Genomic DNA, 25,369 nt, shown 5'->3' with positions numbered 1-25,369 from the left:
CAGTGACCGAAACCGCGCTCGCCTTGATCGAGCTCGGAGCGATCTTGTTTGCCCTCGGCACGTTCGGGCGGTTGGCTGGTCGCTTCGGGATGTCTCCCATTCCGCTCTACCTGATCGGTGGCCTCGCCTTCGGCGAAGGCGGCTTCATCTCGCTCAGCGCCGCCAACGAATTCGGCCATGTCGCAGGCGAAATCGGCGTGGTGCTGCTGTTGCTGCTGCTGGGCTTGGAGTACACGGCGCCGGAACTGATGACCGGTTTGCGCCGGTCCTGGGCGGCGGGTCTGGTGGACATCGTCGCCAACGCGACGCCCGGGGTGGTGGTGGCGCTGATCCTCGGCTGGGGCGCGGTCGGCGCGGTCACCATGGGCGGGGTCACCTACATCTCGTCGTCGGGCATCGTCGCCAAGGTACTCAACGACCTCGGGCGGCTCGGTAACCGCGAGACGCCGGTGATCCTGTCGATCCTGGTGTTCGAGGATCTGGCGATGGCGGTGTATCTGCCGATCCTCACCACCATCCTGGCCGGGCTGAGCTTCGCCAGCGGCGCCAAGTCGCTCGCCATCGCGCTGACGGCGATCACGGTGGTGCTGGTGGTGGCGTTGCGCTACGGCCGATATGTCTCCGCCATCGTGGACAGCTCCGACCGTGAAGTGTTCCTGCTGAAACTGCTCGGCGCGGCGCTGCTGGTGGCCGGGGTGGCCTCGGCGCTGAACGTGTCCGCGGCCGTGGGGGCGTTCCTGCTCGGCATCGCCATCTCCGGCTCGACCGCGCACGAGGCCGCGAAACTGCTGGAACCACTGCGGGATCTGTTCGCGGCGATCTTTTTCGTGGCCTTCGGCCTCACCACCGACCCGCGAGCCATTCCGCCGGTGCTCGGCTGGGCGGTGGCGTTGGCGGTGGTCACCGTGCTGACCAAGGTCGGCACCGGCTGGTGGGCCGCCAAACGGCAGGGCATCCGGCCGATGGGCCGCGCGCGGGCGGGCGCGGCACTGGTCGCGCGCGGTGAATTCTCCATCGTCATCGCGGGTTTGGCGGTGACCATGGGCGGCGTCGACGGCGACCTGGCCGCGCTCGCCTCGGCCTACGTGTTGCTGATGGCCATCCTCGGCCCGATCGCGGCGCGCGTCGTCGAGCCCGCCGTCGGGCTGGTGCAGCGCCGGTGGAAGCCCGCCGCCGTCACTCCGTGACCGCGGGCGCGGCTTGTTTTGCCGCGCTGCGCTTCTCGACCCAGCGGCCGAGCGTGGTCGCGATCGCACCGACGACGAAGCCGATCGCGGCCGCGCACAGGTGGCCGTAGTCGGTGAATGTCGGGCCGATCCACAGCGCGGCGACGAGCACCACGGTGAGCGTGCCCGCCCATACCAGCCGGACCGGCCCACGGAACCGGAACGCCATCGCCGCGAGCACCGCCGAAAAGCCGTAGCTGGTGCCGACATCCGCGGCGACGGCCACCTTGAGCGGGATGACGCCGTGATCAATGGCGTGCGAGATGCCGGTGACGGTGAGCAGCGTCGCCCCGATATGCCCGGTGGCGAACAGGACAATCCAGCGTCCGGTGCCGAGCCAGCGTTCCGCGTAGGCCATCACGATCAGGAAGCTGACGATGGCGGTCCACGGGAAGCCGCCGTCGGTCCAGAACGCCGAGGCAACCAGCACCTGCACCGGGTTGTGCCGCATGTTGTAGAGGTTGGTCGAGGCGGAGAAGATCAGCCTGCGCTCTACCGAATCGCCGACTCCGCGCAGTGTCCACCAGGTGACGAACAGGGTGAACGCGTAGGCGGTGCTGGCCGGGGCGGCGCCGAGGTGCTCCCGGAGCGCGGGCAGCACTCGGTGCGCGAGCCCGGGACGCCGCAGCCAGTCCCACGCGACGCGCAATTCGGTGCGGAGGTCGATCGTCTGAGTCCAAGGCGACCGAAACCGGACCGCGGCGAAGGCAACCACTTGCCAAGTGTGCCGTGCCCAGATGAGGTGCGACTGTGCGACTCGCCCGTGGTGTGTGATGTGTCACGGACGGCGGGACCTCGTCCGTAACGTCGTTTCACACCCGGGCAACAAACGCTCCCAAGAATTGGTCCACCGACCAAACGGTATGTGGATGAGGAGTGCGCGCCGCCCATGACGATCGAGGACGCGAAGGTAACCGGCACCGCCGACGAGGACTATCTGGCCAAGCGGACACTGCGCTCGGGATCGGCGGGGTGGGTGCTGCTGGCCGGGCTCGGCGTGAGCTATGTGATCTCCGGTGACTACGCGGGCTGGAACAGCGGCATCGCCGAGGGCGGCTTCGGTGGCCTGCTCATCGCGACCGTGCTGATCGCCGGAATGTACCTGGCGATGGTGCTCGGCATGGCCGAGTTGTCGGCGGCGCTGCCCGCGGCGGGCGGCGGCTACACCTTCGCTCGGCGCGCACTCGGACCATGGGGCGGATTCGCCACGGGCACAGCGATATTGCTCGAGTACGCGATCGCGCCCGCGGCCATCGCCACGTTCATCGGTGGCTATGTCGAGTCGCTGAATCTGTTCGGCATCACCGACGGTTGGTGGGTGTATCTGGCGGTGTACGCGCTGTTCATCGGGGTGCACCTGACCGGGGCGGGGGAGGCGCTGAAGGCGATGTTCGTGATCACCGCGGTCGCGCTGGCCGGATTAGCGGTCTTCGCGTGCTCCGCGATCGGCCTGTTCGACGCGGACAAGCTGACCGACATCCCGGCGGACCCGAATGCCGTTGGCAGTTCGGCGTTCCTGCCGTTCGGGGTGTTCGGCATCTGGGCGGCGGTGCCGTTCGCGATCTGGTTCTTCCTTGCCGTCGAGGGGGTGCCGCTGGCCGCGGAGGAGGCGCGGGAACCGGAGAAGAACGTGCCGAAGGGGATCATCAGCGCGATGCTCGTGCTGATCGTCACCGGTGCGGCCGTGTTGTTCCTGGCTACCGGAGCGCTTGGCGCGCAGGCCATTTCGACGTCGGGCAATCCGCTGGTCGAGGCGCTCGGTACCGGTGGGGCCGCCAAGGTGGTGAACTACATCGGTCTGGCCGGGCTGGTGGCCAGCTTCTTCTCCATCGTCTACGCCTACTCCCGGCAGACTTTCGCGCTGTCGCGGGCGGGCTATCTGCCGACGAGCCTGTCGGTGACCAACGCGCGCAAGGCGCCGGTGCTGGCACTGATCGTGCCCGGCGTCGTCGGTTTCGCGCTGTCGCTGACCGGCAAGGGCGCCGTGCTGCTGAACATGGCCGTGTTCGGTGCGGCGCTCAGCTACGTGCTGATGATGGTCAGCCACATCGTGCTCCGGGTGCGCGAGCCGAATATGCCGCGCCCGTACCGCACACCCGGCGGCGTGGCCACCACCACGTTCGCGCTCGTGATCGCCGGTGCCGCGGTGATTGCCACGTTCCTGGTCGACCCGGTGGCGGCGACTTGGACGCTGGTCGCGTTCTGCGCGTTCATGGCCTACTTCGGCCTGTACAGCAGGCACCAGCTGGTGGCCAACTCGCCGGACGAGGAATTCGCGGTGCTGGCCAAAGCCGAGGAGGAGCTGGAATGACCTGTTACACACAGCAACTCGGCGGTACCAGCTACCGGTTCGACGGCTTGGTGGAATTGCTCGCCAAGGCCACCCCGCTGCGCAGCGGCGACGAACTGGCGGGCTGCGCGGCCGGTTCAGATGCCGAGCGGGCCGCCGCCCAGTGGGCGCTGGCGGAGGTGCCGCTGACCCGGTTCCTCGACGAGCCGGTGGTGCCGTACGAGACCGACGAGGTCACCCGGCTGATCATCGATACCCACGATCGTGTCGCTTTCCAACCGATTTCGCATCTCACGGTGGGTGGCCTGCGGGACTGGCTGCTCGCGGTCACGGCGGGCGACAGCGCCGCGGAAATCCTGCGCGCGGTGGCGCCGGGCCTCATTCCGGAGATGGTGGCCGCGGTCAGCAAGATCATGCGCAATCAGGATCTGATCGCGGTCGCCAGGGCCGTTGAGGTGACCGCGGGCTTCCGCACCACCGTCGGCCTGCCCGGCACGCTGGCCACCCGGTTGCAGCCGAATCATCCCACCGACGACCCGCGCGGCATCGCCGCCGCCACGCTCGACGGGCTGCTGCTCGGCTGTGGCGACGCCGTGATCGGTATCAATCCCGCCACCGACTCGCCGCAGGCGACGGCCGACCTCCTGAGCCTGCTGGACGAGGTGCGGGTGCGCTTCGACATCCCCACCCAATCCTGTGTGCTCTCGCATGTGACCACGACCATCGGGCTGATCGAGGCGGGCGCACCGGTCGATCTGGTTTTCCAGTCGGTCGCGGGCACCGAGGGCGCCAATGCTGGGTTCGGCGTGAACATTTCGCTGTTGCGCGAGGGCAACGAGGCGGGCCGGTCGCTGCGGCGCGGCACCGTCGGCGACAACGTCATGTATCTGGAAACCGGTCAGGGTTCGGCACTGTCGGCGGGCGCGCACTTCGGCACCGGCGGCAAACCGGTCGACCAGCAGACGTTGGAGGCCAGGGCCTACGCGGTGGCCAGGGACCTGGACCCCCTGCTGGTCAACACCGTTGTCGGCTTCATCGGACCGGAGTATCTCTACGACGGCAAACAGATCATTCGTGCGGGCCTGGAAGACCACTTCTGCGGCAAGCTGCTCGGCCTCCCGATGGGCGTCGACGTCTGCTACACCAACCACGCCGAGGCCGACCAGGACGACATGGACACCCTGCTGACCCTGCTCGGCGCGGCGGGCTGCGCCTTCGTCATCGCCGTCCCCGGCGCCGACGACGTCATGCTCGGCTACCAGAGCCTCAGCTTCCACGACGCGCTGTACGCCCGGCGGGTGCTGAACCTGCGTCCCGCACCGGAATTCGAGGCCTGGCTGTCCGGCCTCGGCATGATCGATGCGGCGGGCCGGGTGCTCCCGGTGGAACCGCTCGCGTCGCCGCTACGAGCGCTGGCAGGCGCCTGATGAAGCGTGGGAACTCGCGCACCAAGCTGGAAGTCGTCGCGGAAAACACTGCGGCGGAGCGGTTCTGGGAGGATCTTCGGCGCAGTACCCAATCCAGGATCGGACTCGGCCGCACCGGTGATGCGCTGCCCACCGCGCGGGTACTGGAATTCCGTGCGGCACACTCGGCGGCACGCGACGCGGTGCATATGCCGTTGGACGTAGCGGAACTGGGGGAGCGGGTCGCCGCGCTCGGCGTCGGTGCACCCGTACACGTGCGCAGCCGTGCGCGCGACCGCGCGGAATACCTGCGCCGACCTGATCTCGGGCGATTGCCCGAACTCCGAGCTCCCGCAACCGGTTCCAGCACGACGGGTGCGTTGTCCGCGGTACCGCACAGTGGCGCCGACATCGGCTTCGTACTGGCGGACGGACTTTCCCCACGCGCCCTCACCGACCACGGCACCGCGACCCTGGCCGCGCTGATCGAGGAACTGGCTCCGCGCTACTCGATCGCCGCCCCCGTCATCGCGACCCAGGCGCGAGTCGCCCTCGGCGACCACATCGCCGAGGCAATGGGTGTCACCACCGTCGTGGTGCTCATCGGCGAGCGTCCAGGACTCTCGGTCGCCGACAGCCTCGGCATCTACCTGACCCACCTAGCCCGCCCCGGCCGCACCGACGCCGACCGCAACTGCATCTCCAACATCCACCCACCAGCGGGCCTCGGCTACACCCAGGCCGCAAAAGTGGTGGCGGGCTTGGTATCCGGCGCCCGCCGCCTCGGCCGCTCCGGCGTCGACCTCAAAGACACCTCCCGCACCGACACCCTCCCCACCAGCACACCTCTCACCATCACCCCCTGACCCAACCCCGCCGCGTGCGTGTCGTCGTGCTGCGCACCAGTTGACGAGCCGCGCCCGAATTCGCTGGCAATCCTGCGCGCGGCCCGCGAATCCGTGCGCGGCGGCGAGCAGCGGGCCGGAAATGACGAACGCCCGCATCCCTCGAGATGCGGGCGTTCGTCGGGCGTGTCTTAATCCAGGTAGTCGCGCAGGACCTGGGAGCGGCTGGGGTGGCGCAGCTTGCTCATGGTCTTGGACTCGATCTGCCGGATGCGTTCGCGGGTGACCCCGTACACCTGGCCGATCTCGTCGAGGGTGCGCGGCTGGCCGTCGGTGAGGCCGAAGCGCAGCCGGACAACGCCCGCCTCGCGCTCGGACAGGGTCTCCAGCACCGACTGCAGTTGGTCCTGCAGCAGCGTGAAGCTCACCGCGTCCACGGCGACAACGGCTTCGGAGTCTTCGATGAAGTCACCGAGCTGGCTGTCGCCCTCGTCGCCGATGGTCTGGTCCAGCGAGATGGGTTCACGCGCGTACTGCTGGATCTCCAGCACTTTCTCCGGCGTGATGTCCATTTCCTTGGCCAGCTCTTCCGGGGTGGGCTCGCGGCCCAGGTCCTGGAGCAGCTCGCGCTGGATGCGGCCGAGCTTGTTGATGACCTCGACCATGTGCACCGGGATGCGGATGGTGCGGGCCTGGTCGGCCATGGCGCGGGTGATGGCCTGACGGATCCACCAGGTGGCGTACGTGGAGAACTTGTAGCCCTTGGTGTAGTCGAACTTCTCGACGGCGCGGATCAGACCCAGGTTGCCCTCCTGGATCAGGTCGAGGAACGCCATGCCGCGGCCGGTGTAGCGCTTGGCCAGCGAGACGACCAGTCGCAGGTTGGCTTCGAGCAGGTGGTTCTTGGCGCGGTTGCCGTCGCGGACGATCCAGGTGTAATCGCGGCGCATCGCGACCGGCAGCTTCTCACCGTGCTCGGTGAACTCGCGGACCTTCTCCGCCGCGTAGAGGCCTGCCTCGATCCGCTTGGCGAGTTCGACCTCCTCTTCGGCGTTGAGGAGCGCGACCTTGCCGATCTGCTTGAGGTAGGCGCGCACCGAGTCGGCCGAAGCGGTGAGCTCCGCGTCCTTGCGGGCCTGCCGCAGGGCTTCGGATTCCTCTTCGTCCCAGACGAAATCGCCCGACGCCTTGTCGGCGGCGGTCGGTTCGACCTCCTCCTCGGCGGCTTCGGCGACCTCTTCGACGACCAGGTCCTCGGCCTCTTCGGTGAGATCGTCCTCAGAGACCTCTAGATCGCCGAGGTCTTCGATCTCGACGTCCTCGATCGGCTCGTCGGCGCCGGGTTCGCCGTCCGGTCCCACCTTCTTGGTGGCAGCCTTCTTGGCGGGCCCCTTGGTCGCCTTGGCGGCGGCCTTCTTCGCAGGCGCCTTCTTGGCCGCGGCGGCCTTCTTCGCCGGGGCCTTCTTCGCGGCAGCCGCCTTACGGACCGGCCGTGCTTCGGTTACATCTGCGGAATCGGCCTCGGCCGAATCGGCGGTCTGACGGGTATTCGTGGCTACCACGTACGCCCTTTCGTGACGGTCTCGTGCGGCGTCACGCCAGAGTGGTCTTCCGGCGGAGCGGTCTGTCGGGTTTCACCGGCGGAGGGCCGGTCGGGTTTCCGGCTCACGACTTGTCGTAAGCCGAGGGCACTGTGGCTGTGGTTCACTCGCTTCGCTAGTGAACGAGCCGAGCACGTTCCATTGTAACGATCTAACCAGGGTACCTTCGGCACGATGCCGCCAACGGCGCGGGAGTGTTATCCGAATTCTCGCACGACCGCACCCGGTTTACGGGGCGATACCCGCATCTATCGCCATCGCCGCGCCGACGATGCCCGCGGTGTTCTTCAGATGCGCCGGAATCACCTGGGTTCGGTTGGTGAGCAACGGAATCCATAGATCGGAGTCGCGGCTGATGCCGCCGCCTGCGACGAACACCTTCGGCCAGAACAGGTTCTCCAGGCCGATCAGCACCGTGCTCACCGCGGCGGCCCACTGTTCGAAAGTGAGTTTGTCACGGTCCTTGATCGAGGCGGCGGCGCGGTGCTCGGTCTCCATGCCGCCGATCTCGAGATGGCCGAGCTCGCTGTTGGCCACCAGCGTGCCCTGGTACAGCAGGGCCGAGCCGATGCCGGTGCCGAAGGTCAGCAGCAGCACCAGCCCGTCGAAATCCTTTGCCGCGCCGTAGCGGTCCTCGGCCAGGCCCGCCGCGTCCGCGTCGTTGAGCACGGTGACCTCGCGGCCGTCCAGCGCGGTGGAGAACAGCGTCCGCGCGTCGGTGCCGACCCACGCCTTGTCGATGTTGGCGGCGGTGCGCGCGACACCGTCGAGCACGACCGACGGCAGCGTGATGCCGACCGGGCCGTCCCAATCGGCCTGAGCGACCAGCTTTGCCACCGTCTCGGCGACGGCCTGCGGCGTCGACGGCTGCGGCGTCGCCATCTTGATCCGTTCGTGGACCAGCTCACCGGTGGCCAGATCCACCGCGGCGCCCTTGACGCCGCTGCCGCCGATATCGATGCCGAATGCTTGCCCCCGAGCGGACATGGCTAACCCCTCGTTCCTGTGCTGGCCGGTGTGAGCACAACACCGCCGTACAGGTCCACAGCGCCGCCGTCAGCGGCGTTGCGATGGTGTGCCCGACGACGGCGTTGTGTCGTGCACGACAAGAGTAATGCGCGATCGATGCTGCGCGGTCCCGAGGATCTGTGATGCGATGGGGAGCGTGCCGGAAACCTCATCGCCAGTGTCCGACTACACCTCCGAGATCATCGTCGCCCGCGGCGACGAGGCCGAACTGCGCAGAGTCGCGGTCGACCTCGCCGAGACCGCGGCCGCGCACGTCCGTGCCCGCCGCCCCGAGGTCTTCGGGCAGGCAGGCGGGCCCGCCGAGGGCGCGGTGCAGGCCAAGGGCCACCCGACCGATCCGGTGACCATCGTGGACACCGAGACCGAAGACCTGATCCGCGGCCTGCTCGCCGAGCAACGGCCCGGCGACCCCATCCTCGGCGAGGAGGGCGGCGGCAGCCTCGCCGACTCGGCCGCCGACGTCGTGCACTGGGTGGTGGACCCGATCGACGGCACCGTCAACTTCCTGTACGGCATCCCCGGTTACGCGGTGTCGGTGGCCGCGCTGCGCGGTGGCCGACCGGTCGCGGGCGCTGTGGTTGATGTCGCGCGGCGCGCCACCTATAGCGCCGGGCTCGGGCTCGGCGCTATCCGGGTCGACGCCGAGGGCGCGGTGGAACATCTGCGGTGCACGCCGGTCGAGACGGTCTCGATGTCGTTGGTGGCCACCGGATTTGCCTACGGCAAGCACCGGCGCGCCAGGCAGGCGCAGCTGATCGCCGAGGTGCTGCCGCACGTGCGGGATATCCGCCGCTTCGGCGCGGCCGCACTCGACCTGTGCCACGTCGCCGCGGGTCGGGTGGACGCCTACTTCGAGCACGGCCTCAACGCCTGGGACTGGGGTGCGGGCGCGTTGATCGCGGCCGAGGCGGGTGCCCGGCTCACGCTGCCGCCCGCCACCGTCCCGGGCGAGGCGGGCGACCTGGTGGTCGCCGCCGCACCCGGCATCGCCGACGAACTGGCCATGCTGCTCGATCGAATCGGCGCTACCGAGCCGATCCCGGACCGCTAGATTCGCGCCGACGCCCATGTGCCCACGCGACCACCGGTCTCGCGGGCACATGGTAACTCGCGGGGGAGCGCTAGCAGCGCGCTTGTCGGGCGGCGTCGAGCAGCTTGATGTCGATCGAGGGCGTGCCGCCGGGCGCGGGATTCTTCAGCGAACGCAACACTTCTTCCGCGTCGTTGCTGGGCCGGATGTCCCGGAACAGCGAGCCGAGCACCATGTCGACCGTGTCGTCGGCCCGCTGATCCTCGATCAGCTCGGCGCACGGGACGACCAGTTGCACCGACGCGGCGGCCGGACGGCCGTTCACGCCGAACCGGATCTGCCCGGTGCATTCCAGGTCGCCGTTGACGTATATCGAATCGTTGCCATATTGCGTTCCCGGTGCGCTGGCGAACCCGAGGTCACCGAACTGCGCCGCCACATGCGCGGCCTGGCCACGCTGGTTGTTCGCGTTGAGCACGCGCACCTTGCTGGCCGCCAGGGGAGCGGGTTCCACGTCCTGTAGTCGGCTCGCGCCGACGCGCTGACCGAGCGTCGCCGGTTGCCCGGCACCCGGATCGGTGGCCGGACTCGGCGAGTTGCAGGCCATCGCGCTGGTGTCCTGCTCGGTCGTCGTCAACGCCTTGACCCACACAATCGTGCAGATCAGCGTGAGGATGCCGAGCATGATGAGCCAGGGCTGCGGGCGCCGTCGGAGGAAGGGCCTGCCCTGGGAATCCACGGGGCGGCCTTCGGTGATCAGTGAAACCACCTACCCACTCTACGAAAAGGTCACGGGCCCGGGGGACGGCAGGCCGATGGAGTCGGCCGGGCTGGGTAAATACGGCGCACAAGGTCTCGGTGAGTTCGACAGACGGTGTCGATTACCCGTCAGTTTCGAATCGTCTGTGTTTTGATTGCGACTTTTGCCGCATGGTCCGCTATTGTCTGGCGGCCCAGATCGAATCGCCGGTGGCGAAATTGGTGGTCGGTCGCGGGAACAAGTAGGGCACGTCCTGCGTTTACCGAGCGCTATCCGGAGTGGATCAGCCCGATCCGCCCTGATGGGTGACCGGTGTGCGTGTGACGTGCACCACCGGCGGGGCGGTGCGAGTCAGCGATTCCGGCAGGAATCGGTGTGATCGAGCCGGTCCGGGATATACGAAGTAAGGACGAGGGGAAGACGACATGGCAACCGACTATGACGCACCGAGGCGTACCGAAACCGACGATGTGTCGGAAGATTCGCTGGAGGAGCTGAAGGCTCGTCGTAACGAGGCACAGTCCGCCGTCGTGGATATCGACGAATCCGATACCGCGGAGTCGTTCGAGCTTCCCGGCGCGGATCTGTCCGAGGAAGTACTGACGGTTCGGGTGATCCCGAAGCAGGCCGACGAGTTCACCTGTTCCAGCTGCTTCCTCGTGCACCATCGGAGCAGGCTGGCCAGCGAGAAGGGTGGTCAGCTGATCTGCATGGATTGCGCAGCTTGAGCTGACACGAGGGATCAGCCCGCGCTCGGCGCACCCGGCCCCGTGCCCGGTAAGCCAAGCGCGGCCAGGACCCGTTCGGGGCGACGCGTACTGACCAGCCAGTACGGCGTCGGATCGTCCGGGTCGTCGAGCACGAGCAACACCATCGGCCCGATCCATGGCCGATGCTGCACATAAGCGGCGGGGTCGAGCTGGCGACCCAGCGCCGCACTCTTCGCCGTGCGGGGCACGACGGCCGCGCGGGCCACGAAGTTCACCGGGAGGTGGGCGCGGTCGGCGCGGAGTTCCAGCGTGCCCGACGCGTCCGGCGCCACCTCGACGCGGTGCCTGCTCAACCACAGCAGCACCCACACCGGCACCGGGAACAGCACCACGTAGGGCAGCCAGGCACGCAAACCCGGTGCGCCCATATGAATTTCGGCGGCCAGCAACCCGGTGATGGCGAAGGCCACCGGCCACCACCACAGCGGCACCCAGAGGCGCTCGCGGTACGGCTGCGGGCTCTGCTGTTTCTCGTCCATCGTCATGGGGTTGGGCTGGTCCGACACGAGTCAACACTAAGTCACGGGGCAGACCGTGCAACGCGTAGGCTCGACCAACGTGACGGCACTTTCACCTATCCCTCTGCTGCGGCTGGATCCCGGCATCCCCATGCCCGCGCGCGCCCATCACGGCGACGCCGGCGTGGACCTGTGCACCACGGAAGACGTCATCCTGGAGCCCGGTGAGCGGGTGCTGGTCGGGACCGGCATCGCTGTCGCGCTACCGGTCGGCACGGTCGGCCTGATCCATCCGCGTTCGGGACTGGCGGCCAAGACCGGACTGTCGGTGGTGAACACCCCTGGCACGGTCGACGCCGGATATCGCGGCGAGATCAAGGTGTGCCTGATCAACCACGACCCGCGCACGCCCATCGAGCTGCGCCGGGGCGATCGGATCGCGCAGCTGCTGGTGCAGCGGGTGGAACTGGTCGATTTCCACGAGGTCGACACGCTCGACGAGACCACCCGGGGTGCGGGTGGTCACGGTTCGAGCGGCGGGCACGCGAGTCTGACCGCGGCGGATGGGGCGGGCCGGGCAACCGGCAAGGAGGCGTGATGGGAATTTTCGGAAAGAAGCGTAAGTCCTCGGACGACGACCGGTATCCGGCCGACGACTACGACGAGGCGGACGACTACGGGTACGACGAGTTCGACACCGACGAAACGCCTTACGTCACAGCCGATGTCGGTGACGCGTCGGCAGTGAAGTCGGGTCCGTACGATTTCGACGAGGTGGCCGACCTGCTGGCGAAGGTCACCGAGCAGCGGCTCGATCTCGGCTCGGTGATCCTGCCGGTGCCGCAGGGCGGTCAGTTGCAAGTCGAGATGACCCCCGACGGCACGCCACAAGCCGTGCACCTGGCAACCGAGCACGGCAGGCTCACCGTCGCGGCGTACGCGGCACCCAAGTCGGCGGGCCAATGGCGCACGGTGGCAGCCGATCTCGCCGATTCCCTGCGCAACGACGGTGCCAGGGTCGCGGTGGAGACCGGCCCGTGGGGCCGCGAGCTGCTGGCCATCACCGAGGGCGCGGACCTGCGGTTCATCGGCGTCGACGGCCCCCGCTGGATGGTCCGGCTGGTCGCGGCGGGCCCGTCGGGTGCGTCCAACGACGGCAGCCCGCTGGTGGCGGCGGCCCGAGCGATCCTGAGCGAGACCGTGATCCGCCGCGGTGACGACCCGTTGCCGGTGCGTGAGCCACTACCCGTGGTGTTGCCGCAGGAACTGGCCGAACAGCTGGCCGCCGCGCACCAAGCGCAGATCGACGCCCAGCAACAGCAGATCGCGGCCCAGGCCGCGGCCACGCAGACGGGCCCGCAGAGTGCCGTGCCGCCGCGGATGCCGGAGGGACCGCGCCGCGGTGCGGACGGTTCCGCCATGCAGCAGCTGGGCCTGAACTGACGCTGCGTACGAACCCACGCCGGGTCTGAACCGACCCGGCGTGCTCAGCTTCGAGCCAGTGCGGCGAATCCCGTGTGTCCGAGAATCGCCGGATCCGCGCCGAGTTCGGCGAGGGTGATCCGGTGGATCGCGGACCGCGGGATCAACGCGGCCCACTCCTCGGCGATCGCGAACGGATGCACCGGGTCGTCGACGGCCGTCACCACGGCCACCGGCACCTCGATGGTGCCGAGGCGCTCGGTCTCCGGCCACTTGTAGTCGGCCGCTTCTTCCAGCGCCGCAGGAAGATTCGGCCATTGCGACCGCCACGACCGGGTGAGCGCGTCGGCCAGCCAGCGCGGGCTGCTTGCCCGCATCCGGGCCACCACCGCGTCCAACCCGTCGGCCCGCAATTGCGCGGCGGTCGCGCCCGCGCTCAACGAGGCGGGGCAGGCGGCGGTGTCGGGTCCGGTCCACCCGGGTAGCGCCGCGACCACCCCGACGGTGAGCTCCGGATGCTCGGCCGCCCACTCGATCGCGACCGCGGCACCCAACGAGATTCCCGCCACAACAATCGGTCCCGCCGCGGCTGCGGCATCGAGCGCGGCCCGATAGCTCGCGACCACCGCCCGTGGGTCGGGCTCCACCGCGACCACGTCGAGACGGCGCGCTACGCAGGCGGGCGCGAAGGCACGGCGGGCGAAATCCGCATCGGATCCGGTGCCGGGCAACGCCACGACGCCGTGGGCGGCCGACACGGGGTGTGGGGAGTCGAACACCGGTCCGAGCGTAGCGGGGGTGCGCCGGGGCATCTACAGTGGCGGGTGTACGTCCACAGCCGGTCGTGCACGGAAACCACGATGGTGTGCGACCCACACTGTCTGCGCTATGCAGGAGAACGTGCGAAATGTCATCCGCTGCCTCAGGGTATTTTCGACGTCTGGGCCGCAGACTGACCGAGGATCTCGACCAGTTGGACGCCGAGGAACTTGCCGAGAAATCGGAAGCCTCGGGTGCGTGCCGCGCTTCGGAGTGTCGTCGCGGTGACGAGGCCACGATGCTCGGTAGGCTACGCAGTGTCGAAGCGTGTCCGAAGTCCGCGGGCGCCAGTGTGCAAGCGGAGTTCTTCGACGGCACCGATGCCATCACCCTGGTGTGGATCGGCCGTCGGCGCATCCCCGGTATCGAGCCGGGACGGCGTATTTTGGTTCGCGGCCGGGTCGGCGATCGAGACGGCCGCAAAGTGATCTACAACCCCTACTACGAATTGCGCGGGAACAGCTGACGTATGCCATCGAGCAACGACAACGCCCCCTCAGGCGAACACAACGAGCCTGCCGCGGCTCTCGACCGTGACGAGGAAGCCGCCGAGCAGACCCTGCTCGAGCAGCTCGGCGGTTTCAGTGGCCTGATCTATTCGACAGTTCCCGTGGTCGTGTTCGTCCCCGTGAACAGTTTCGCCGGACTGACCGCGGCGATCTGGGCGGCGCTCGGTGTGGCCGCGTTGATCCTGGTCTGGCGGCTGATCCGGCGCAGCCCCGTCCAGCCCGCCATCTCCGGCTTCTTCGGCGTCGGCATCTGCGCGTTCATCGCCTACCGGATGGGGGAGGCCAAGGGCTTCTTCCTGTTCGGCATCTACACGAGCCTGGTTTACGCGGGCGTGTTCCTCGTCTCGATGCTGGTGCGCTGGCCGCTCGTCGGCGTGATCTGGGGCGTGCTGAACGGCCACGGCAGCGCCTGGCGCAGCGATCAACGGGTGCAGCGCCTCTACTACCTCGCGACCACCACCTGGGTGCTGGTCTTCGGCGCCCGCTACCTGGTGCAGTCGCAGCTCTACGACACCGACCGCACCGGCTGGCTCGCGTTCACCCGCATCGCCATGGGCTGGCCGCTGACCGCGATCGCGCTGGGCGTCACGGTCTGGGCGGTTCGCCGCGCGGGTCATCTGCCCACTAGGACTGCCGCGGCCGCATAAGGCGTTAACTCCGCCGGGTCCGCTGGCGAAAACGTTCAGGGGTGGGGCAAGTTCCACCGCAGAGGTGGGTGGTTACCCACCCTGGGGTGCCTGGCTGGTCAGCCGAGTTCATCAGACGATCGTTGCGTAAGAAACAACGCACGATCGCACGAAAGGACTCGGACGTGGCTACCGAGCACAACCCCGCAGCATCGTCGAAGAACCACAATCCGGCCCTGTCGGAGAGCCGCCGAGTGTCGGCCGAACTGGACAAATACATCGGCCCGGCGGCCGCGGGCGATCGCACCGCCATCACCGAGATCGTCCGCCTCGTCCATCCGCTGGTCCGCCGGTATTGCGGTGCGCGCCTTGGCAATACCGCCCATCTGCAGGTGACCGCCGACGACGTGGTGCAGGAGATCCTGATCGCCACCGTAAACGCGATCCCGCGGTACCGCGATCAGGGCAAGTCGTTCCTCGCCTTCGTCTACGGCATCGCGTCGAACAAGGTCGCCGACGCGTTCCGCCGTTCCCAGCAGCATCCGACCTATCCGATGGCGGAGATGCCGGATACGGCGTCAACCGCCGCGGGACCCGAGGAGTGGGCGCTGGTGTCCGAGCGGCGCGCGGCTACCAGGGAACTCATGAAGGTGCTTGCTCCCGCACACCGCGAGGTGCTGGTCATGCGCCTCGTGCTCGGCTGGTCGGCGGCGCAGACCGCCGAGGCGATCGGCACCAGTCCCGGCGTGGTCCGGGTGATGCAGCACCGTGCGCTGAACAAGTTGCGGGCGGAACTGAAGGTGGCCTAGCAGGTCTCAGCCGCCCGCGTATCAGCCCTGTCGGGGAGTCAAGGCTTGATGCCGTGGTTGGCGAGTTCGACCCGCAAATCCTCTTCGGCCTCCACCGAGGTGACGAACAGCAGTTCGTCGTCGCCCTCGAACGGATCGTCCGGCTGCGGCACGATCACCCGGCCGCCGCGCAGAATCGTCACCAGGGCGGCGTCGCGCGGCAGGGTGAGCGTGCGCACCGGCTTTCCGGCCAGCCCGGTGTCGCCGGGCAGCGTGATCTCGACCAGGTTGGCCTGGCCCTGCCGCAGCGTCATCAGGCGCACCAGATCGCCGACGGTGACCGCCTCTTCGACGAGCGAGGCGAGCAGGCGCGGCGTTGACACCGCCACGTCGACACCCCAGGATCCGTCGAACAGCCATTCGTTGCGCGGATCGTTCACCCGCGCCACCACTCGGCGCACGCCGAACTCGGTCTTGGCGAGCAGGCTGTGCACCAGGTTTGCCTTGTCGTCGCCGGTGGCCGCGATGACCACCTCGTAGGTTTCCAGCCCCGCGTCCTCGAGCAACGCGAGCTCACAGGCGTCGGCGTGCACCCAGACGGCGTCCGGGATCGCCTCCGGTTCGATGTGGTCGAGTTGCCGCTCGAGCAGCATGACGCGGTGTCCGCCGCGCAGCAATTCCCTGGCGATGGATCGACCGACGGCGCCTGCCCCGGCGATGGCCACTTTCATGTTCAGTCCTCGCTCACGGGGGGCTTGCCTGCCAGTGCGACGGCCTCACCCACCGAACCGGATGTCGCGGCGACGTAGACGACGTCGTCGGCCTGCACGATGGTCTTGCTGTCGGGCAGCAGGCCCTGGCCGAATCGGATGATGAACGCCACCCGGACGCGGACGTCGCGCTCCAGGTCGCGGACCGTACGGCCGTACCAGTCCTCGTGCAGCGTCAGCTGCGTCACGGCCACCGTGCCGGTGGGGTCGCGCCAGGTGGTGGTGGTGCTGTCGCCGATGAGGGTGCGCAGGAACCGGTCGGTGGTCCACGGCACGGTGGCGATGGTCGGGATGCCGAGCCGCTCGTACACCGCGGCGCGCTTGGCGTCGTAGATGCGGGCGACCACGCGCTCGACGCCGAACATCTCGCGGGCCACCCGCGCGGAGATGATGTTGGAATTATCGCCGGAGGAGACCGCGGCGAACGCGTCGGCGCGCTCGATTCCCGCCCGTACCAGCACATCTCGATCGAAGCCGACGCCGGTCACCCGCTCACCGCTGAAGTCCTGGCCCAGCCGGAGGAAGGCGGCGGAGTCCCGATCGATCACGGTGACCTCGTGACCGACCCGGACGAGGGCGCGGGCCAGCGCCGACCCGACGCGCCCACAGCCCATGATCACTACGTACACCCGTGCAACCTCGTTCCTGGAACCAAGCGTTCGGTCTGCTTCTCGTTCGTTCGAACGGTACCTGCCGAATGATTACATCCACTTTCCCCCTCCGCTCGTCGGCCAAACCTGCGAGCCACGCGCACGACGGACCGTGCGGGGGCCTATGCTCGCTCCAGTGTCCAAGTTGACGACGGCAGCGAAACGAATGCTGCTGGGCAGGCCTTTCCGTAGTGATTCGCTTGGCCATACCCTGCTGCCGAAGCGCATCGCGCTGCCGGTGTTCGCCTCCGATGCCATGTCCTCGGTCGCCTACGCGCCGGAAGAAATCTTCCTCGTGCTCTCCGCCGCCGGCATCTCCGCCTACGTCTACGCGCCGTGGGTCGGTCTCGCCGTCGCGTTCGTGATGGCCGTGGTGGTGGCCAGCTACCGGCAGAACGTGCACGCCTACCCGTCCGGTGGCGGCGACTACGAGGTCGCCACGACGAACCTCGGACCGAACGCCGGGTTGACCGTCGGCAGCGCCCTGCTCGTCGACTACGTGCTCACGGTGGCCGTCTCGATTTCCTCGGCCGCGTCCAATATCGGTTCGGCCATCCCGTTCGTCGCCACGCACAAGGTGCTGTTCGCCGTCGTCGCCATCGCCATCCTGACCGCGATCAACCTGCGTGGCGTCCGCGAGTCGGGCACCGCGTTCGCGATCCCGACCTACGCGTTCATTGTCGGCATGTTCGTCATGCTCGGCTGGGGGCTGTTCCAGATCTTCATCCTCGGCGACGATCTACAGGCCGAGTCGGCCGGCTTCGGATTGCAGGCGGAGGACGAGCACCTCTACGGTCTCGCCTTCGCCTTCTTGATCGCCCGCTCGTTCTCCTCCGGCTGTGCCGCGCTGACCGGTGTCGAGGCGATCAGCAACGGCGTGCCCGCGTTCCGGAAGCCCAAGTCGCGCAACGCCGCCACCACGCTGCTGATGCTGGGCACGTTCGCGATCGTGCTGCTGATGGGGATCATCATTCTGGCCCAGAAGATCGGGGTGGTCTACGCCCACGACGAGGCGGACCTGATCGGCGCACCCGACGGCTACCACCAGAAGACGCTGATCGCTCAGCTCGCGGAGACGGTGTTCCACGGTTTCCCGATCGGGTTCTTCTTCATCACCACGGTGACCGCGCTGATCCTGGTCCTCGCCGCGAATACCGCGTTCAACGGGTTCCCGGTGCTCGGGTCGATTCTGGCGCAGGACCGCTACCTGCCGAGGCAGCTGCACACCCGAGGCGACCGGCTGGCGTTCAGCAACGGCATCCTGTTCCTGTCCGGGGCCGCCATCGCGTTCGTGGTGTTCTTCGGCGCCGAGGTCACCAAGCTGATTCAGCTGTACATCGTCGGCGTCTTCGTCTCCTTCGTGCTCAGCCAGACCGGCATGCTGCGGCACTGGACCCGCTTGCTGCGCACCGAAACCGATCCGGCGCAGCGGGCTCGGATGAAGCGGTCGCGGGGGATCAACGCGGTCGGCCTGAGCGCGACCGGCGCGGTGCTGATCATCGTGCTCATCACCAAGTTCTTCGCGGGCGCCTACATCGCCATCATCACGATGGTCGCGATCTTCATCGTGATGAAAATGATTCGCAAGCACTATGATTCGGTGTCGCGCGAGCTGGACGAGCATGAGTGGGACGGTGTGCTGCCCAGCCGCTCGCACTCGATCGTGCTGGTGTCCAAGCTGCATCTGCCGACGCGGCGTGCGCTGGCTTACGCCCGCGCCACCCGGCCGGACACGCTCGAAGCGGTGACCGTGAACGTCGACGAGGCCGACACCAGGGCGCTGGTGCGCGAATGGGAGCAGAGCGATATCACCGTGCCGCTCAAGGTGATCGAATCGCCATACCGCGAAATCACCAAGCCCGTCCTCGATTACGTGAAGCGGGTGCGCAAGGACTCCCCGCGCGATGTGGTGACCGTGTTCATCCCCGAGTACGTGGTCGGTCACTGGTGGGAACAGGTGCTGCACAACCAGAGTGCGTTGCGGCTCAAGGGCCGACTGCTTTTCGAGCCGGGAGTGATGGTGACCAGCGTGCCGTGGCAGTTGAGTTCGTCGACGCGGGCGCGTACGCCCGGTGTGGTGAACGCGCCGGGTGCGGTGCGTCGCGGTTATGACGACCGATCATGAGTGAGCGAGTCATGAATGATTGGCGTGACACAACTTTCGAGGTGCGGCTCGGACCGCCGGGGCACGGTGGGTTCTGTGTCGCCAGGCACGAGGGGCGCGTGGTGTTCGTCCGGCACGGGCTGCCGGGTGAACTGGTGCGGGTGCGGGTCACCGAGGATCGCGGCGGATCGTTCTGCCGCGCCGACGTGGTGGAAATCCTCGAGCCGTCCCCGGACCGCGTCCCCGCCACCTGCCCGGTGTCCGGTCCGGGTGGTGCGGGGTGCTGCGATTTCTCCTATGCCACACCGCAAGCCCAACGGGCGCTGAAGGCATCGGTCGTCGCGGAACAACTGCGCAGGCTCGCGGGGATCGAGCGGGAAATCGTCGTGCAGCCGATCACCGGCTCCGGCGACGCCACCGGCGGCTGGCGCACCCGGATCCGACTGGCCGTCGACGCGACGGGTCGAGCCGGCGTCCATCGATACCGCAGCACCGACGTGATCGCGGATCTGCGCTGCCCACAACCGGTTCCGGGTGCCCTCGACGGCGTCGCGGACCGATTGTGGACACCGGGTGCGGACCTGGTGATCGCGATCGACGGTGACGGCGTCCGCCACATCGTCGAACTGACGCCGACGGCCGAGGGGGAGCGGCGCAAGTCGCGGACAAGCGACTGGCAGCGCACCGACCCCGGTGCGACCAGCGAGCGCCGCGGCGATCAACGCGGCCGCGACAGACGAGGCCGTGCCGAGCGCAACGATCGCCGCCGTCCCGGCGCCGAACCAGGTGGCGTACGCGGAGACGACGACCGTGCGCGGAAGTCACGTGCTGACGACCCGGGTGCGCGCGGCCGCGATGACCGCACCGGCGGACGTAGTGCCGAACAAGGCAACCGCCGCCGCCCAGCAGGCAAGCCGGCCAGCGAATGGCGCGGCGACGATGCGCCGGGCACTCCGGAACGCGGCCGTCGCCGCCGTCCAGGTGAGATCGGCGGCGTCTGGCGTAGTGACGCGCGCGGCGGCGGCAGCGGTACGGAACAGAACGGTGACCGCAGCCCGGAAGTGCCACAGGCGCAGGAGCGGCGTAGTGCGTCGGCGCGGCGCGCGGCCACCCATGCGGCACGCGACGAGTGGGTGATTTCCGGCAGCGGGCGTGCGGTCGAGTATGTGGCCGGGCGTCGGTGGGAAGTCTCCGCGACCGGCTTCTGGCAGGCGCACCACGGTGCGGCGCAATGTTATTCGGACCTGGTGGAGTGGTCCGGACTGCTCCCCGGCGGCTTGGCTTGGGACTTGTACAGCGGCGCAGGCGTTTTCGCCTCCCGGCTGGCCGAGCAGGTCGGACAGACCGGCGCGGTCCTCGCGGTGGAATCGGCCCGCTCGGCCGTCGCCGACGGCACAGCCGCCCTCCGCGACCTCTCCTGGCTGGACCTGCACGCCCAACGAGTGGAGCGATGGGTGACCGAGCGCCTCGGCGGCCCCGCCCCCGACGTGGTCATCCTCGACCCCCCACGCGCAGGCGCAGGCAAAGACGTAATCGCCGCACTAACCTCCACCGACCCATCCCGCATCATCCACATAGGCTGCGACCCAGCCGCTTTCGCCCGCGACCTAGGCCTATACCACGCCGCCGGCTACCACCTCGAAGACCTACGCGCCTTCGACGCCTTCCCCGCCACCCACCACGTCGAATGCATCGCCCTCCTCAAACGCCCACCCTCCCAATGATCGCCGAACGGGCCATCGGTGGGTGGGGTCAGTCTTCGTAGATTGGGGGGCGGTGGGCTCGGCGGGCTTGGATGGCCTCGTCGAAGTTGTTGGTGGTTAGGCGGACGTAGAGTTGGGCCGTTCCCTCGTGTTGCATGTGGGATTCGAAGCTGCCTGCTTCCATGCCGCTCCAGAGCATGCGTTTGGTGAGTTCGGTGCCTACGCGGCTGAAGCTGATGATGCGGTCGGCCAGGTCGTAGCAGGTTTCGAGGAGTTTGGCGGCGGGGACGGTGCGCGAGACGAGGCCGATGCGTTCGGCCTCGGTGGCGTCGACATCGCGACCGGAGAGCATGATCTCGAACGCGCGGGAGGAGCCGATGGCGCGCGGCAGCAGGTAGCTGATGCCCAGTTCGGCGGAGGTGAGGCCGTTGTTGATGCCTGCCGCGCGAAAGTAGGCTTCGTCGGCGGCGATTCGGATGTCGGTGGCGACGCTGAGGCAGAACCCGCCGCCGATGGCGGCACCGTTGATCGCGCCGATCACCGGTTGGTGCATGCGCCGCAGGGTGATCATCACATCGTTGAGCAGGTCCATCGAGCGGCGCGCGATGCTGGTGACGGTGAGTCCTTCGACATTGGGCACCTTCCCGGCGCTCTGTAGGTCGGCACCGGAGCAGAAACCCTGTCCCGCACCGGTGAGCACTACGACCCGAATATCGTTGTCCGCGCTGACTTCTTCGAGTGCCTCGCGCAGCGGGATCATCACGTCGAAGGCCATCGCGTTCATCCGATCGGGACGGTTGAGCGTGACGAGGGCGACGTGCGGCCGCGGTGTGTCGATGAGCACGAACGACATACGATCCCCTAACCGGCAACCGGGCGCTGTCACCGACTTCTCAATATAGGCGGCGGCCGACGTCCTGCCGTATCTATTCGGATGCGGGGCGGGTCTGTCCGGTTTCCTCGATGTCGAAGTCGTCAGCGGGACTTAGGGTCGCACCATGACTGTGTATGTGATTGCGCAACTGAAGTTCACCGATCGTGGTGCCTACGATCGGTACCAGGCGCGCTTCCTGGATGTTTTCACTCGCTACTCGGGGACGCTGCTGGCCGCTGACGAATCGCCGCACATTATCGAGGGCGCTACGGATCGGGAGAAGGTGGTGTTGATGTCGTTTCCCGATGAGATCTCTTTTCGTGCCTGGGCGGAATCGCCCGAGTACCTGGAGATTTCGGAGGACAGGCATGCGGGCGCCGACACTGTGACGCTCTTGGTGAAGGGTCTCGGTCACCGATGAGCACCCCGCGCTCGGCAGGCGCACTGACCATCACGGTGCTGTCGGTTCTCGCGCTGGCGGCAGCGTGGTGGCCGAACAGTTCGTCCGAGTCTGTCCGGACCGCCGCGCTGCACGGTGGTGTCTACGCGATCAGCCGTCCCTCGGAACAACTTCTGACCTTGCAGCGCACGGAGAGTGCCGCGCCGATCGTCGTCCTGCCGCCGACCGGCGAACCCGGCACCCAGGAGTGGGAGGTGCGGCGATTCGACAACGGCAACATCACCATCCGCAACCTCGCAAGCCAGACCTACCTCGGCTACGACGCGGGCCCGCAGCGGATCGACCATCTCCCAGAACCCAAGGAATGGAGCCTCATTCCCGCCGCTGACCCGTTCACCTACTACATCGTCGTCCCCAACGGCCCGATCGATGGCACCGAACTAGCCCTCGATCTCAGCATGCTGCGCATCTTCCCACCCACCGTCGCCCTGCAACCGCTCGAAACGAGCAGTCAGGACCAAGCATGGAAATTCGAATTCCACGAGTAGGACCCGCATTACGCGAGGTGCGTCAATTCAACTGCCAGGTAACGCGAATCACGGCCGAGATCTCACTCTCGCCGAGCTCGACCGGAACCGGAGCGGCACCGTAGGCGTCCATCGACACCGACATCGCCTTCATTCGCGGAACGGGCGGCGGTGCGGCGGAAGTATTCTCGGTGATCTCCAGCACCGCCCCGAGCGAACGCCCCGCCCGCCGCGCGTACTGCTCAGCCTTGACGACAGCGTTCTGCCACGCGGCGTCCCGCGCCTCCACGAGCAACGACTCTTGGTCTGCGAAGGTCAGATTCAAACCGCCGAGGCGAACGTCGTCGCCGCCCGCCTCGACCGCGTTGGCGATGATCGTCGCGGGCCCGGGATCGGCATCGTCACCGATGTCGCGCAGCGCGACGGTCAATGACGTGCTCGCGAGGTAACCGGTAATGCGATTGCCCTGACCTTCGGTCCACACGGTTTCGGTGTGCACGGACAATCCGCTCGTCGCGATATCGCTGCCCGCGACACCGTCGGAGCGCAGCGAACGGGTCACCGCGGCCACCCGCTCCCCGGCCTTGCTGTAGGCGAGCGCGACCTTGCTCGCCCGGCACTCGACGGAAATCGTGACGCGCATCAGATCAGGTGTGGCGCGGGCCGTACCGTTGCCGAAAACGGTGACGGCTCCCGCCTCGGCGGAGTCGGACTTCTCACTCACGGCATACTCCTCGATCGATCGACGGTAGCTCTCATGTGGTCAACGGTGGACGCGGCGCAATCGTCCCCGCCGACGCGCTCAATAATCCCCACCGCGCACCGCGATCGCGCGCACCGCCGCATCCATCTGCGCGTACGCCCCCGCCGCGAGCCGTTCGAGCAGTGCCAGCTTCAGCTGCGGCGCCTGTGAGGTGAGCCGATCGAACCGCGCGGGGTTCAACACCGCGACCCGCACTCCTGACTCGGCCCGCGCCTCGTTCACGAACGGCGTCCCGACCAGCATCGGAATCTCGCCGAACGACATCCCCGCCGACAAACTCACCAGCCGATGCGTCCGAGCGTCACTGCCCTCGAACGTGATCCGCACCCGCCCCTCCAGGATCAGGTACAGCCCCGACCGCGCACTCCCGCGCCGCGCGATCACCTCACCACGCGCGAACGTGCGCACTTCGAACTCCTTGGCCAACCGCGCCCGATCGTCCGCCGCCAGCGCGGCCAGCGCGGGATGATCCTCGATCGAGATCGACGTGCACTCCGGCTCATCGGCGGGCCGGTGCCGGTCGAGCACGATGTCCTCACACCATTCGGTCGCGGTATCGCGGTCGATGAACACTCGCCCGCGGGGGTCGTCGGGATCCAAGCTGGACACCAGATGCCCGAGTTTGGCATCGGGATCGACCAGCGCCACCCGCACGCCGACCGCCGCGAGCTCGGTTTGCATGTCGTCGAGCATTCGCACCGCGATCGCGCTCACCTCGCCCACCCGGCGCAGATCGACCACGAGCGCCGCCAGCTCACCCGCCTGCGCCTCGATGGTCCGCACCGCGCTCTCCGCCCCCGCGAACAACAGATCGCCGTGCAATTCGTAGACCCGCGCCCGGTGCCCGTGCTCGGCGAGCAACGCGATCTCCTCGGTGGTCCTGCGCAGCCGCGACGGCACCTCGGCCACCGAGTATCCGGCCCGGATCGCCGTCCGCGCCGCCCGCGTGACGTGCAGAAAGTGCAGTTCCAGCCGCCGCGACAACTCCCGGCAGGCCGCGACGCCACGCACGCTGTTGCCGTGCGCGTCCAGCCGCGGCGAGTAGACCGCGATGCCGATCTGCCCCGGCAGCACCGCGACGATGCCGCCGCCGACCCCGCTCTTCGCGGGCAGCCCGACCGTCGTCACCCAGTCGCCCGCCGCGTTGTACATGCCACAGGTGGTCATCACGCTGAGCACCCGCTCGGTCAGCGCCGTCGACAGCGCGCGTTCCCCGGACACCGGGTTGCGCCCGTTGTTGGCCAGCGTTGCCGCCATCAGCGCCAGGTCACGGCAGGTCACGTCGATCGAGCACTGCCGGAAGTAGCGGTCGACCGCCTCGTCCGGGTCGGAGTCGATGATGCCGAACGAGCGCAGCATGTACCCGATGGCGCGGTTGCGGAAGCCGGTGCGCGACTCGGACGCGTACACCGCCTCGTTCATGCGCAATTCGCGTCCGGCGAAGCGCGAATAACAGCGCCGGATGCGTTCGAAGCGCTCAACCGGATCGCTGCCGGTGATCAACGCCGCAGCGGTGATCGCGCCCGCATTGATCATCGGATTGCGCGGGCGCTCGGTCACCGGATCCAAACTGATCTCGTTGAACGGCTCGCCGGAGGGCTCCACATCGATGCGCTCGTCGACGGCCTCGGTGCCGCGGTCGGCCAGCGCGAGTGCGTAGGTGAACGGCTTGGAGATCGACTGGATGGTGAACGAGGCGTCCAGGTCGCCGGTGCCGTACACCTGCCCGTCGGCGGTGGCCAGGCACAGTGCGAACGAATCCGGCTGCACCGCAGCCAGTTCCGGAATGTAGTCGGCGAGCGTGCCGGAATCGTCGGGGCGGCACAGCTGATAGACGTCGGTGACGATCCTGGACACGACGCCCGGTTCGATTGTCCGCTGGGTCGCCTCTTCGGGCTGGGCCACATGATTACTGTAGGCCGAGTACGGTATGCCGAGGCTCACATTCCGGCCCGATGTCGGCTGGTGATGGTCGTTGCCAGGTGTGGCAGTTCGGTTC

Annotated in this window: 26 protein-coding genes; 15 read left to right on the top strand and 11 right to left on the bottom strand. The window is 68.0% G+C overall.

Translation table 11 applies throughout. The features are described from left to right. Positions 1-2: 2 nt before the first annotated feature. On the top strand, positions 3-1,187 hold the full coding sequence (locus tag KV110_RS28605; RefSeq protein WP_218470325.1) for a cation:proton antiporter: 1,185 nt from the start codon (positions 3-5) through the stop codon (positions 1,185-1,187). On the opposite strand, the gene KV110_RS28600 is transcribed toward KV110_RS28605, so the two are convergent. Then, positions 1,177-1,941: a rhomboid-like protein gene (locus KV110_RS28600; protein WP_246634041.1), complete on the bottom strand. Its 765-nt coding sequence runs from the start codon at positions 1,939-1,941 to the stop codon at positions 1,177-1,179. The genes KV110_RS28605 and KV110_RS28600 overlap by 11 nt on opposite strands. Before the next feature lie 174 nt (positions 1,942-2,115). Between KV110_RS28600 and eat the strand changes: the two genes are divergently transcribed. Genes eat through eutC form a run of 3 tightly spaced genes read left to right on the top strand, consistent with a single transcriptional unit; the run spans position 2,116 to position 5,788 of the window. After that, positions 2,116-3,537 (top strand): ethanolamine permease, encoded by a 1,422-nt coding sequence (eat, locus tag KV110_RS28595; RefSeq protein ID WP_218470324.1) that lies wholly within the window; start codon positions 2,116-2,118, stop codon positions 3,535-3,537. Beyond that, the gene (locus tag KV110_RS28590) at positions 3,534-4,943 is read left to right on the top strand and encodes an ethanolamine ammonia-lyase subunit EutB (protein WP_218470323.1); all 1,410 of its coding nucleotides are present in this window, start codon (positions 3,534-3,536) and stop codon (positions 4,941-4,943) included. The genes eat and KV110_RS28590 overlap by 4 nt, the downstream gene beginning before the upstream one ends. Next, positions 4,943-5,788 carry an ethanolamine ammonia-lyase subunit EutC gene (gene eutC / locus KV110_RS28585; RefSeq protein WP_218470322.1) on the top strand — a complete coding sequence of 282 codons (846 nt, stop codon included), beginning with the start codon at positions 4,943-4,945 and terminating at the stop codon, positions 5,786-5,788. The genes KV110_RS28590 and eutC overlap by 1 nt, the downstream gene beginning before the upstream one ends. Before the next feature lie 170 nt (positions 5,789-5,958). On the opposite strand, the gene KV110_RS28580 is transcribed toward eutC, so the two are convergent. Continuing rightward, positions 5,959-7,329: an RNA polymerase sigma factor gene (locus KV110_RS28580; protein ID WP_218470321.1), complete on the bottom strand. Its 1,371-nt coding sequence runs from the start codon at positions 7,327-7,329 to the stop codon at positions 5,959-5,961. A gap of 267 nt (positions 7,330-7,596) precedes the next feature. Beyond that, positions 7,597-8,355, bottom strand: coding sequence for a polyphosphate--glucose phosphotransferase (gene ppgK, locus KV110_RS28575; protein ID WP_218470320.1), 759 nt, complete (start codon positions 8,353-8,355; stop codon positions 7,597-7,599). Positions 8,356-8,524: 169 nt separating this feature from the next. On the opposite strand from ppgK, the gene KV110_RS28570 reads away from it, so the two are divergent. Further along, positions 8,525-9,448, top strand: coding sequence for an inositol monophosphatase family protein (locus KV110_RS28570; protein WP_393540151.1), 924 nt, complete (start codon positions 8,525-8,527; stop codon positions 9,446-9,448). 70 nt (positions 9,449-9,518) lie between these two features. Here KV110_RS28570 and cei read toward each other — a convergent pair whose 3' ends face one another. Further along, positions 9,519-10,196, bottom strand: coding sequence for an envelope integrity protein Cei (gene cei / locus KV110_RS28565; RefSeq protein ID WP_218470319.1), 678 nt, complete (start codon positions 10,194-10,196; stop codon positions 9,519-9,521). Between the two features lie 416 nt (positions 10,197-10,612). Between cei and KV110_RS28560 the strand changes: the two genes are divergently transcribed. Further along, on the top strand, positions 10,613-10,915 hold the full coding sequence (locus tag KV110_RS28560) for a DUF4193 domain-containing protein (RefSeq protein ID WP_069160046.1): 303 nt from the start codon (positions 10,613-10,615) through the stop codon (positions 10,913-10,915). Positions 10,916-10,929: 14 nt separating this feature from the next. On the opposite strand, the gene KV110_RS28555 is transcribed toward KV110_RS28560, so the two are convergent. Further along, positions 10,930-11,436: a DUF3093 domain-containing protein gene (locus KV110_RS28555; protein WP_393540206.1), complete on the bottom strand. Its 507-nt coding sequence runs from the start codon at positions 11,434-11,436 to the stop codon at positions 10,930-10,932. 79 nt (positions 11,437-11,515) lie between these two features. Here KV110_RS28555 and dut point away from each other — a divergent pair, with 79 nt between their 5' ends. After that, positions 11,516-12,013: a dUTP diphosphatase gene (dut, locus tag KV110_RS28550; protein WP_218470318.1), complete on the top strand. Its 498-nt coding sequence runs from the start codon at positions 11,516-11,518 to the stop codon at positions 12,011-12,013. Positions 12,014-12,018: 5 nt separating this feature from the next. Beyond that, positions 12,019-12,858 (top strand): DUF3710 domain-containing protein, encoded by an 840-nt coding sequence (locus tag KV110_RS28545; RefSeq protein WP_393540203.1) that lies wholly within the window; start codon positions 12,019-12,021, stop codon positions 12,856-12,858. 44 nt (positions 12,859-12,902) lie between these two features. Here the strand turns inward: KV110_RS28545 and KV110_RS28540 are convergent, their stop codons facing one another. After that, positions 12,903-13,616, bottom strand: coding sequence for an alpha/beta fold hydrolase (locus KV110_RS28540; protein WP_246634039.1), 714 nt, complete (start codon positions 13,614-13,616; stop codon positions 12,903-12,905). A gap of 128 nt (positions 13,617-13,744) precedes the next feature. Here KV110_RS28540 and KV110_RS28535 point away from each other — a divergent pair, with 128 nt between their 5' ends. The 3 genes from KV110_RS28535 to KV110_RS28525 all read left to right on the top strand — a co-directional run bounded on the left by KV110_RS28535 (position 13,745) and on the right by KV110_RS28525 (position 15,600). Then, positions 13,745-14,122, top strand: a complete 378-nt coding sequence (locus tag KV110_RS28535) for an OB-fold nucleic acid binding domain-containing protein (RefSeq protein ID WP_218470316.1) — start codon at positions 13,745-13,747, stop codon at positions 14,120-14,122. Between the two features lie 3 nt (positions 14,123-14,125). Further along, positions 14,126-14,812 (top strand): DUF3159 domain-containing protein, encoded by a 687-nt coding sequence (locus tag KV110_RS28530; RefSeq protein WP_218470315.1) that lies wholly within the window; start codon positions 14,126-14,128, stop codon positions 14,810-14,812. A 164-nt stretch (positions 14,813-14,976) separates the two neighbouring features. Further along, positions 14,977-15,600, top strand: coding sequence for a sigma-70 family RNA polymerase sigma factor (locus KV110_RS28525; RefSeq protein WP_218470314.1), 624 nt, complete (start codon positions 14,977-14,979; stop codon positions 15,598-15,600). 38 nt (positions 15,601-15,638) lie between these two features. Here the strand turns inward: KV110_RS28525 and KV110_RS28520 are convergent, their stop codons facing one another. Both KV110_RS28520 and KV110_RS28515 read right to left on the bottom strand, forming a co-directional pair. Continuing rightward, on the bottom strand, positions 15,639-16,310 hold the full coding sequence (locus KV110_RS28520; protein ID WP_218470313.1) for a potassium channel family protein: 672 nt from the start codon (positions 16,308-16,310) through the stop codon (positions 15,639-15,641). 2 nt (positions 16,311-16,312) lie between these two features. Then, positions 16,313-16,978, bottom strand: coding sequence for a potassium channel family protein (locus KV110_RS28515; protein ID WP_218470312.1), 666 nt, complete (start codon positions 16,976-16,978; stop codon positions 16,313-16,315). 157 nt (positions 16,979-17,135) lie between these two features. Here KV110_RS28515 and KV110_RS28510 point away from each other — a divergent pair, with 157 nt between their 5' ends. Next, complete coding sequence (locus KV110_RS28510; protein ID WP_218470311.1) at positions 17,136-19,124, top strand: APC family permease; 1,989 nt, start codon at positions 17,136-17,138, stop codon at positions 19,122-19,124. Further along, positions 19,121-20,827, top strand: a complete 1,707-nt coding sequence (locus tag KV110_RS28505) for a class I SAM-dependent RNA methyltransferase (RefSeq protein WP_246634038.1) — start codon at positions 19,121-19,123, stop codon at positions 20,825-20,827. The genes KV110_RS28510 and KV110_RS28505 overlap by 4 nt, the downstream gene beginning before the upstream one ends. Before the next feature lie 28 nt (positions 20,828-20,855). Here the strand turns inward: KV110_RS28505 and KV110_RS28500 are convergent, their stop codons facing one another. After that, positions 20,856-21,659: an enoyl-CoA hydratase gene (locus tag KV110_RS28500; RefSeq protein WP_218470310.1), complete on the bottom strand. Its 804-nt coding sequence runs from the start codon at positions 21,657-21,659 to the stop codon at positions 20,856-20,858. Between the two features lie 145 nt (positions 21,660-21,804). Between KV110_RS28500 and KV110_RS28495 the strand changes: the two genes are divergently transcribed. Next, on the top strand, positions 21,805-22,101 hold the full coding sequence (locus KV110_RS28495; protein ID WP_218470309.1) for a DUF1330 domain-containing protein: 297 nt from the start codon (positions 21,805-21,807) through the stop codon (positions 22,099-22,101). Further along, a complete protein-coding gene (locus KV110_RS28490; protein ID WP_218470308.1) occupies positions 22,098-22,628 on the top strand; it encodes an RICIN domain-containing protein in 531 nt (176 codons plus the stop codon). The genes KV110_RS28495 and KV110_RS28490 overlap by 4 nt, the downstream gene beginning before the upstream one ends. Before the next feature lie 22 nt (positions 22,629-22,650). Here KV110_RS28490 and KV110_RS28485 read toward each other — a convergent pair whose 3' ends face one another. Together KV110_RS28485 and glsA are read right to left on the bottom strand one after the other, a co-directional pair. Further along, positions 22,651-23,331, bottom strand: coding sequence for an SIMPL domain-containing protein (locus KV110_RS28485; protein ID WP_218470307.1), 681 nt, complete (start codon positions 23,329-23,331; stop codon positions 22,651-22,653). Between the two features lie 78 nt (positions 23,332-23,409). Next, complete coding sequence (glsA, locus tag KV110_RS28480) at positions 23,410-25,275, bottom strand: glutaminase A (RefSeq protein WP_393540141.1); 1,866 nt, start codon at positions 25,273-25,275, stop codon at positions 23,410-23,412. Positions 25,276-25,369: the final 94 nt, after the last annotated feature.

It is taken from the genome of Nocardia iowensis, assembly GCF_019222765.1.
Taxonomy (GTDB): domain Bacteria; phylum Actinomycetota; class Actinomycetes; order Mycobacteriales; family Mycobacteriaceae; genus Nocardia; species Nocardia iowensis.
Note: the sequence above shows the minus strand (reverse complement) of the source record. Positions and strands in the feature narration are given on the sequence as shown.

What these genes read in the sequence shown, in the direction of transcription:
- KV110_RS28560 (WP_069160046.1), top strand. Translation starts at nt 10,613, where the DNA reads ATGGCAACCGACTATGACGCACCGAGGCGTACCGAAACCGACGATGTG.
- eutC (WP_218470322.1), top strand. Translation starts at nt 4,943, where the DNA reads ATGAAGCGTGGGAACTCGCGCACCAAGCTGGAAGTCGTCGCGGAAAAC.
- eat (WP_218470324.1), top strand. Translation starts at nt 2,116, where the DNA reads ATGACGATCGAGGACGCGAAGGTAACCGGCACCGCCGACGAGGACTAT.
- KV110_RS28500 (WP_218470310.1), bottom strand. Translation starts at nt 21,659, where the DNA reads ATGTCGTTCGTGCTCATCGACACACCGCGGCCGCACGTCGCCCTCGTC.
- KV110_RS28555 (WP_393540206.1), bottom strand. Translation starts at nt 11,436, where the DNA reads ATGGACGAGAAACAGCAGAGCCCGCAGCCGTACCGCGAGCGCCTCTGG.
- KV110_RS28490 (WP_218470308.1), top strand. Translation starts at nt 22,098, where the DNA reads ATGAGCACCCCGCGCTCGGCAGGCGCACTGACCATCACGGTGCTGTCG.
- KV110_RS28530 (WP_218470315.1), top strand. Translation starts at nt 14,126, where the DNA reads ATGCCATCGAGCAACGACAACGCCCCCTCAGGCGAACACAACGAGCCT.
- KV110_RS28535 (WP_218470316.1), top strand. Translation starts at nt 13,745, where the DNA reads ATGTCATCCGCTGCCTCAGGGTATTTTCGACGTCTGGGCCGCAGACTG.
- ppgK (WP_218470320.1), bottom strand. Translation starts at nt 8,355, where the DNA reads ATGTCCGCTCGGGGGCAAGCATTCGGCATCGATATCGGCGGCAGCGGC.
- KV110_RS28520 (WP_218470313.1), bottom strand. Translation starts at nt 16,310, where the DNA reads ATGAAAGTGGCCATCGCCGGGGCAGGCGCCGTCGGTCGATCCATCGCC.
- KV110_RS28570 (WP_393540151.1), top strand. Translation starts at nt 8,525, where the DNA reads ATGGGGAGCGTGCCGGAAACCTCATCGCCAGTGTCCGACTACACCTCC.
- KV110_RS28590 (WP_218470323.1), top strand. Translation starts at nt 3,534, where the DNA reads ATGACCTGTTACACACAGCAACTCGGCGGTACCAGCTACCGGTTCGAC.
- KV110_RS28505 (WP_246634038.1), top strand. Translation starts at nt 19,121, where the DNA reads ATGAGTGAGCGAGTCATGAATGATTGGCGTGACACAACTTTCGAGGTG.
- KV110_RS28495 (WP_218470309.1), top strand. Translation starts at nt 21,805, where the DNA reads ATGACTGTGTATGTGATTGCGCAACTGAAGTTCACCGATCGTGGTGCC.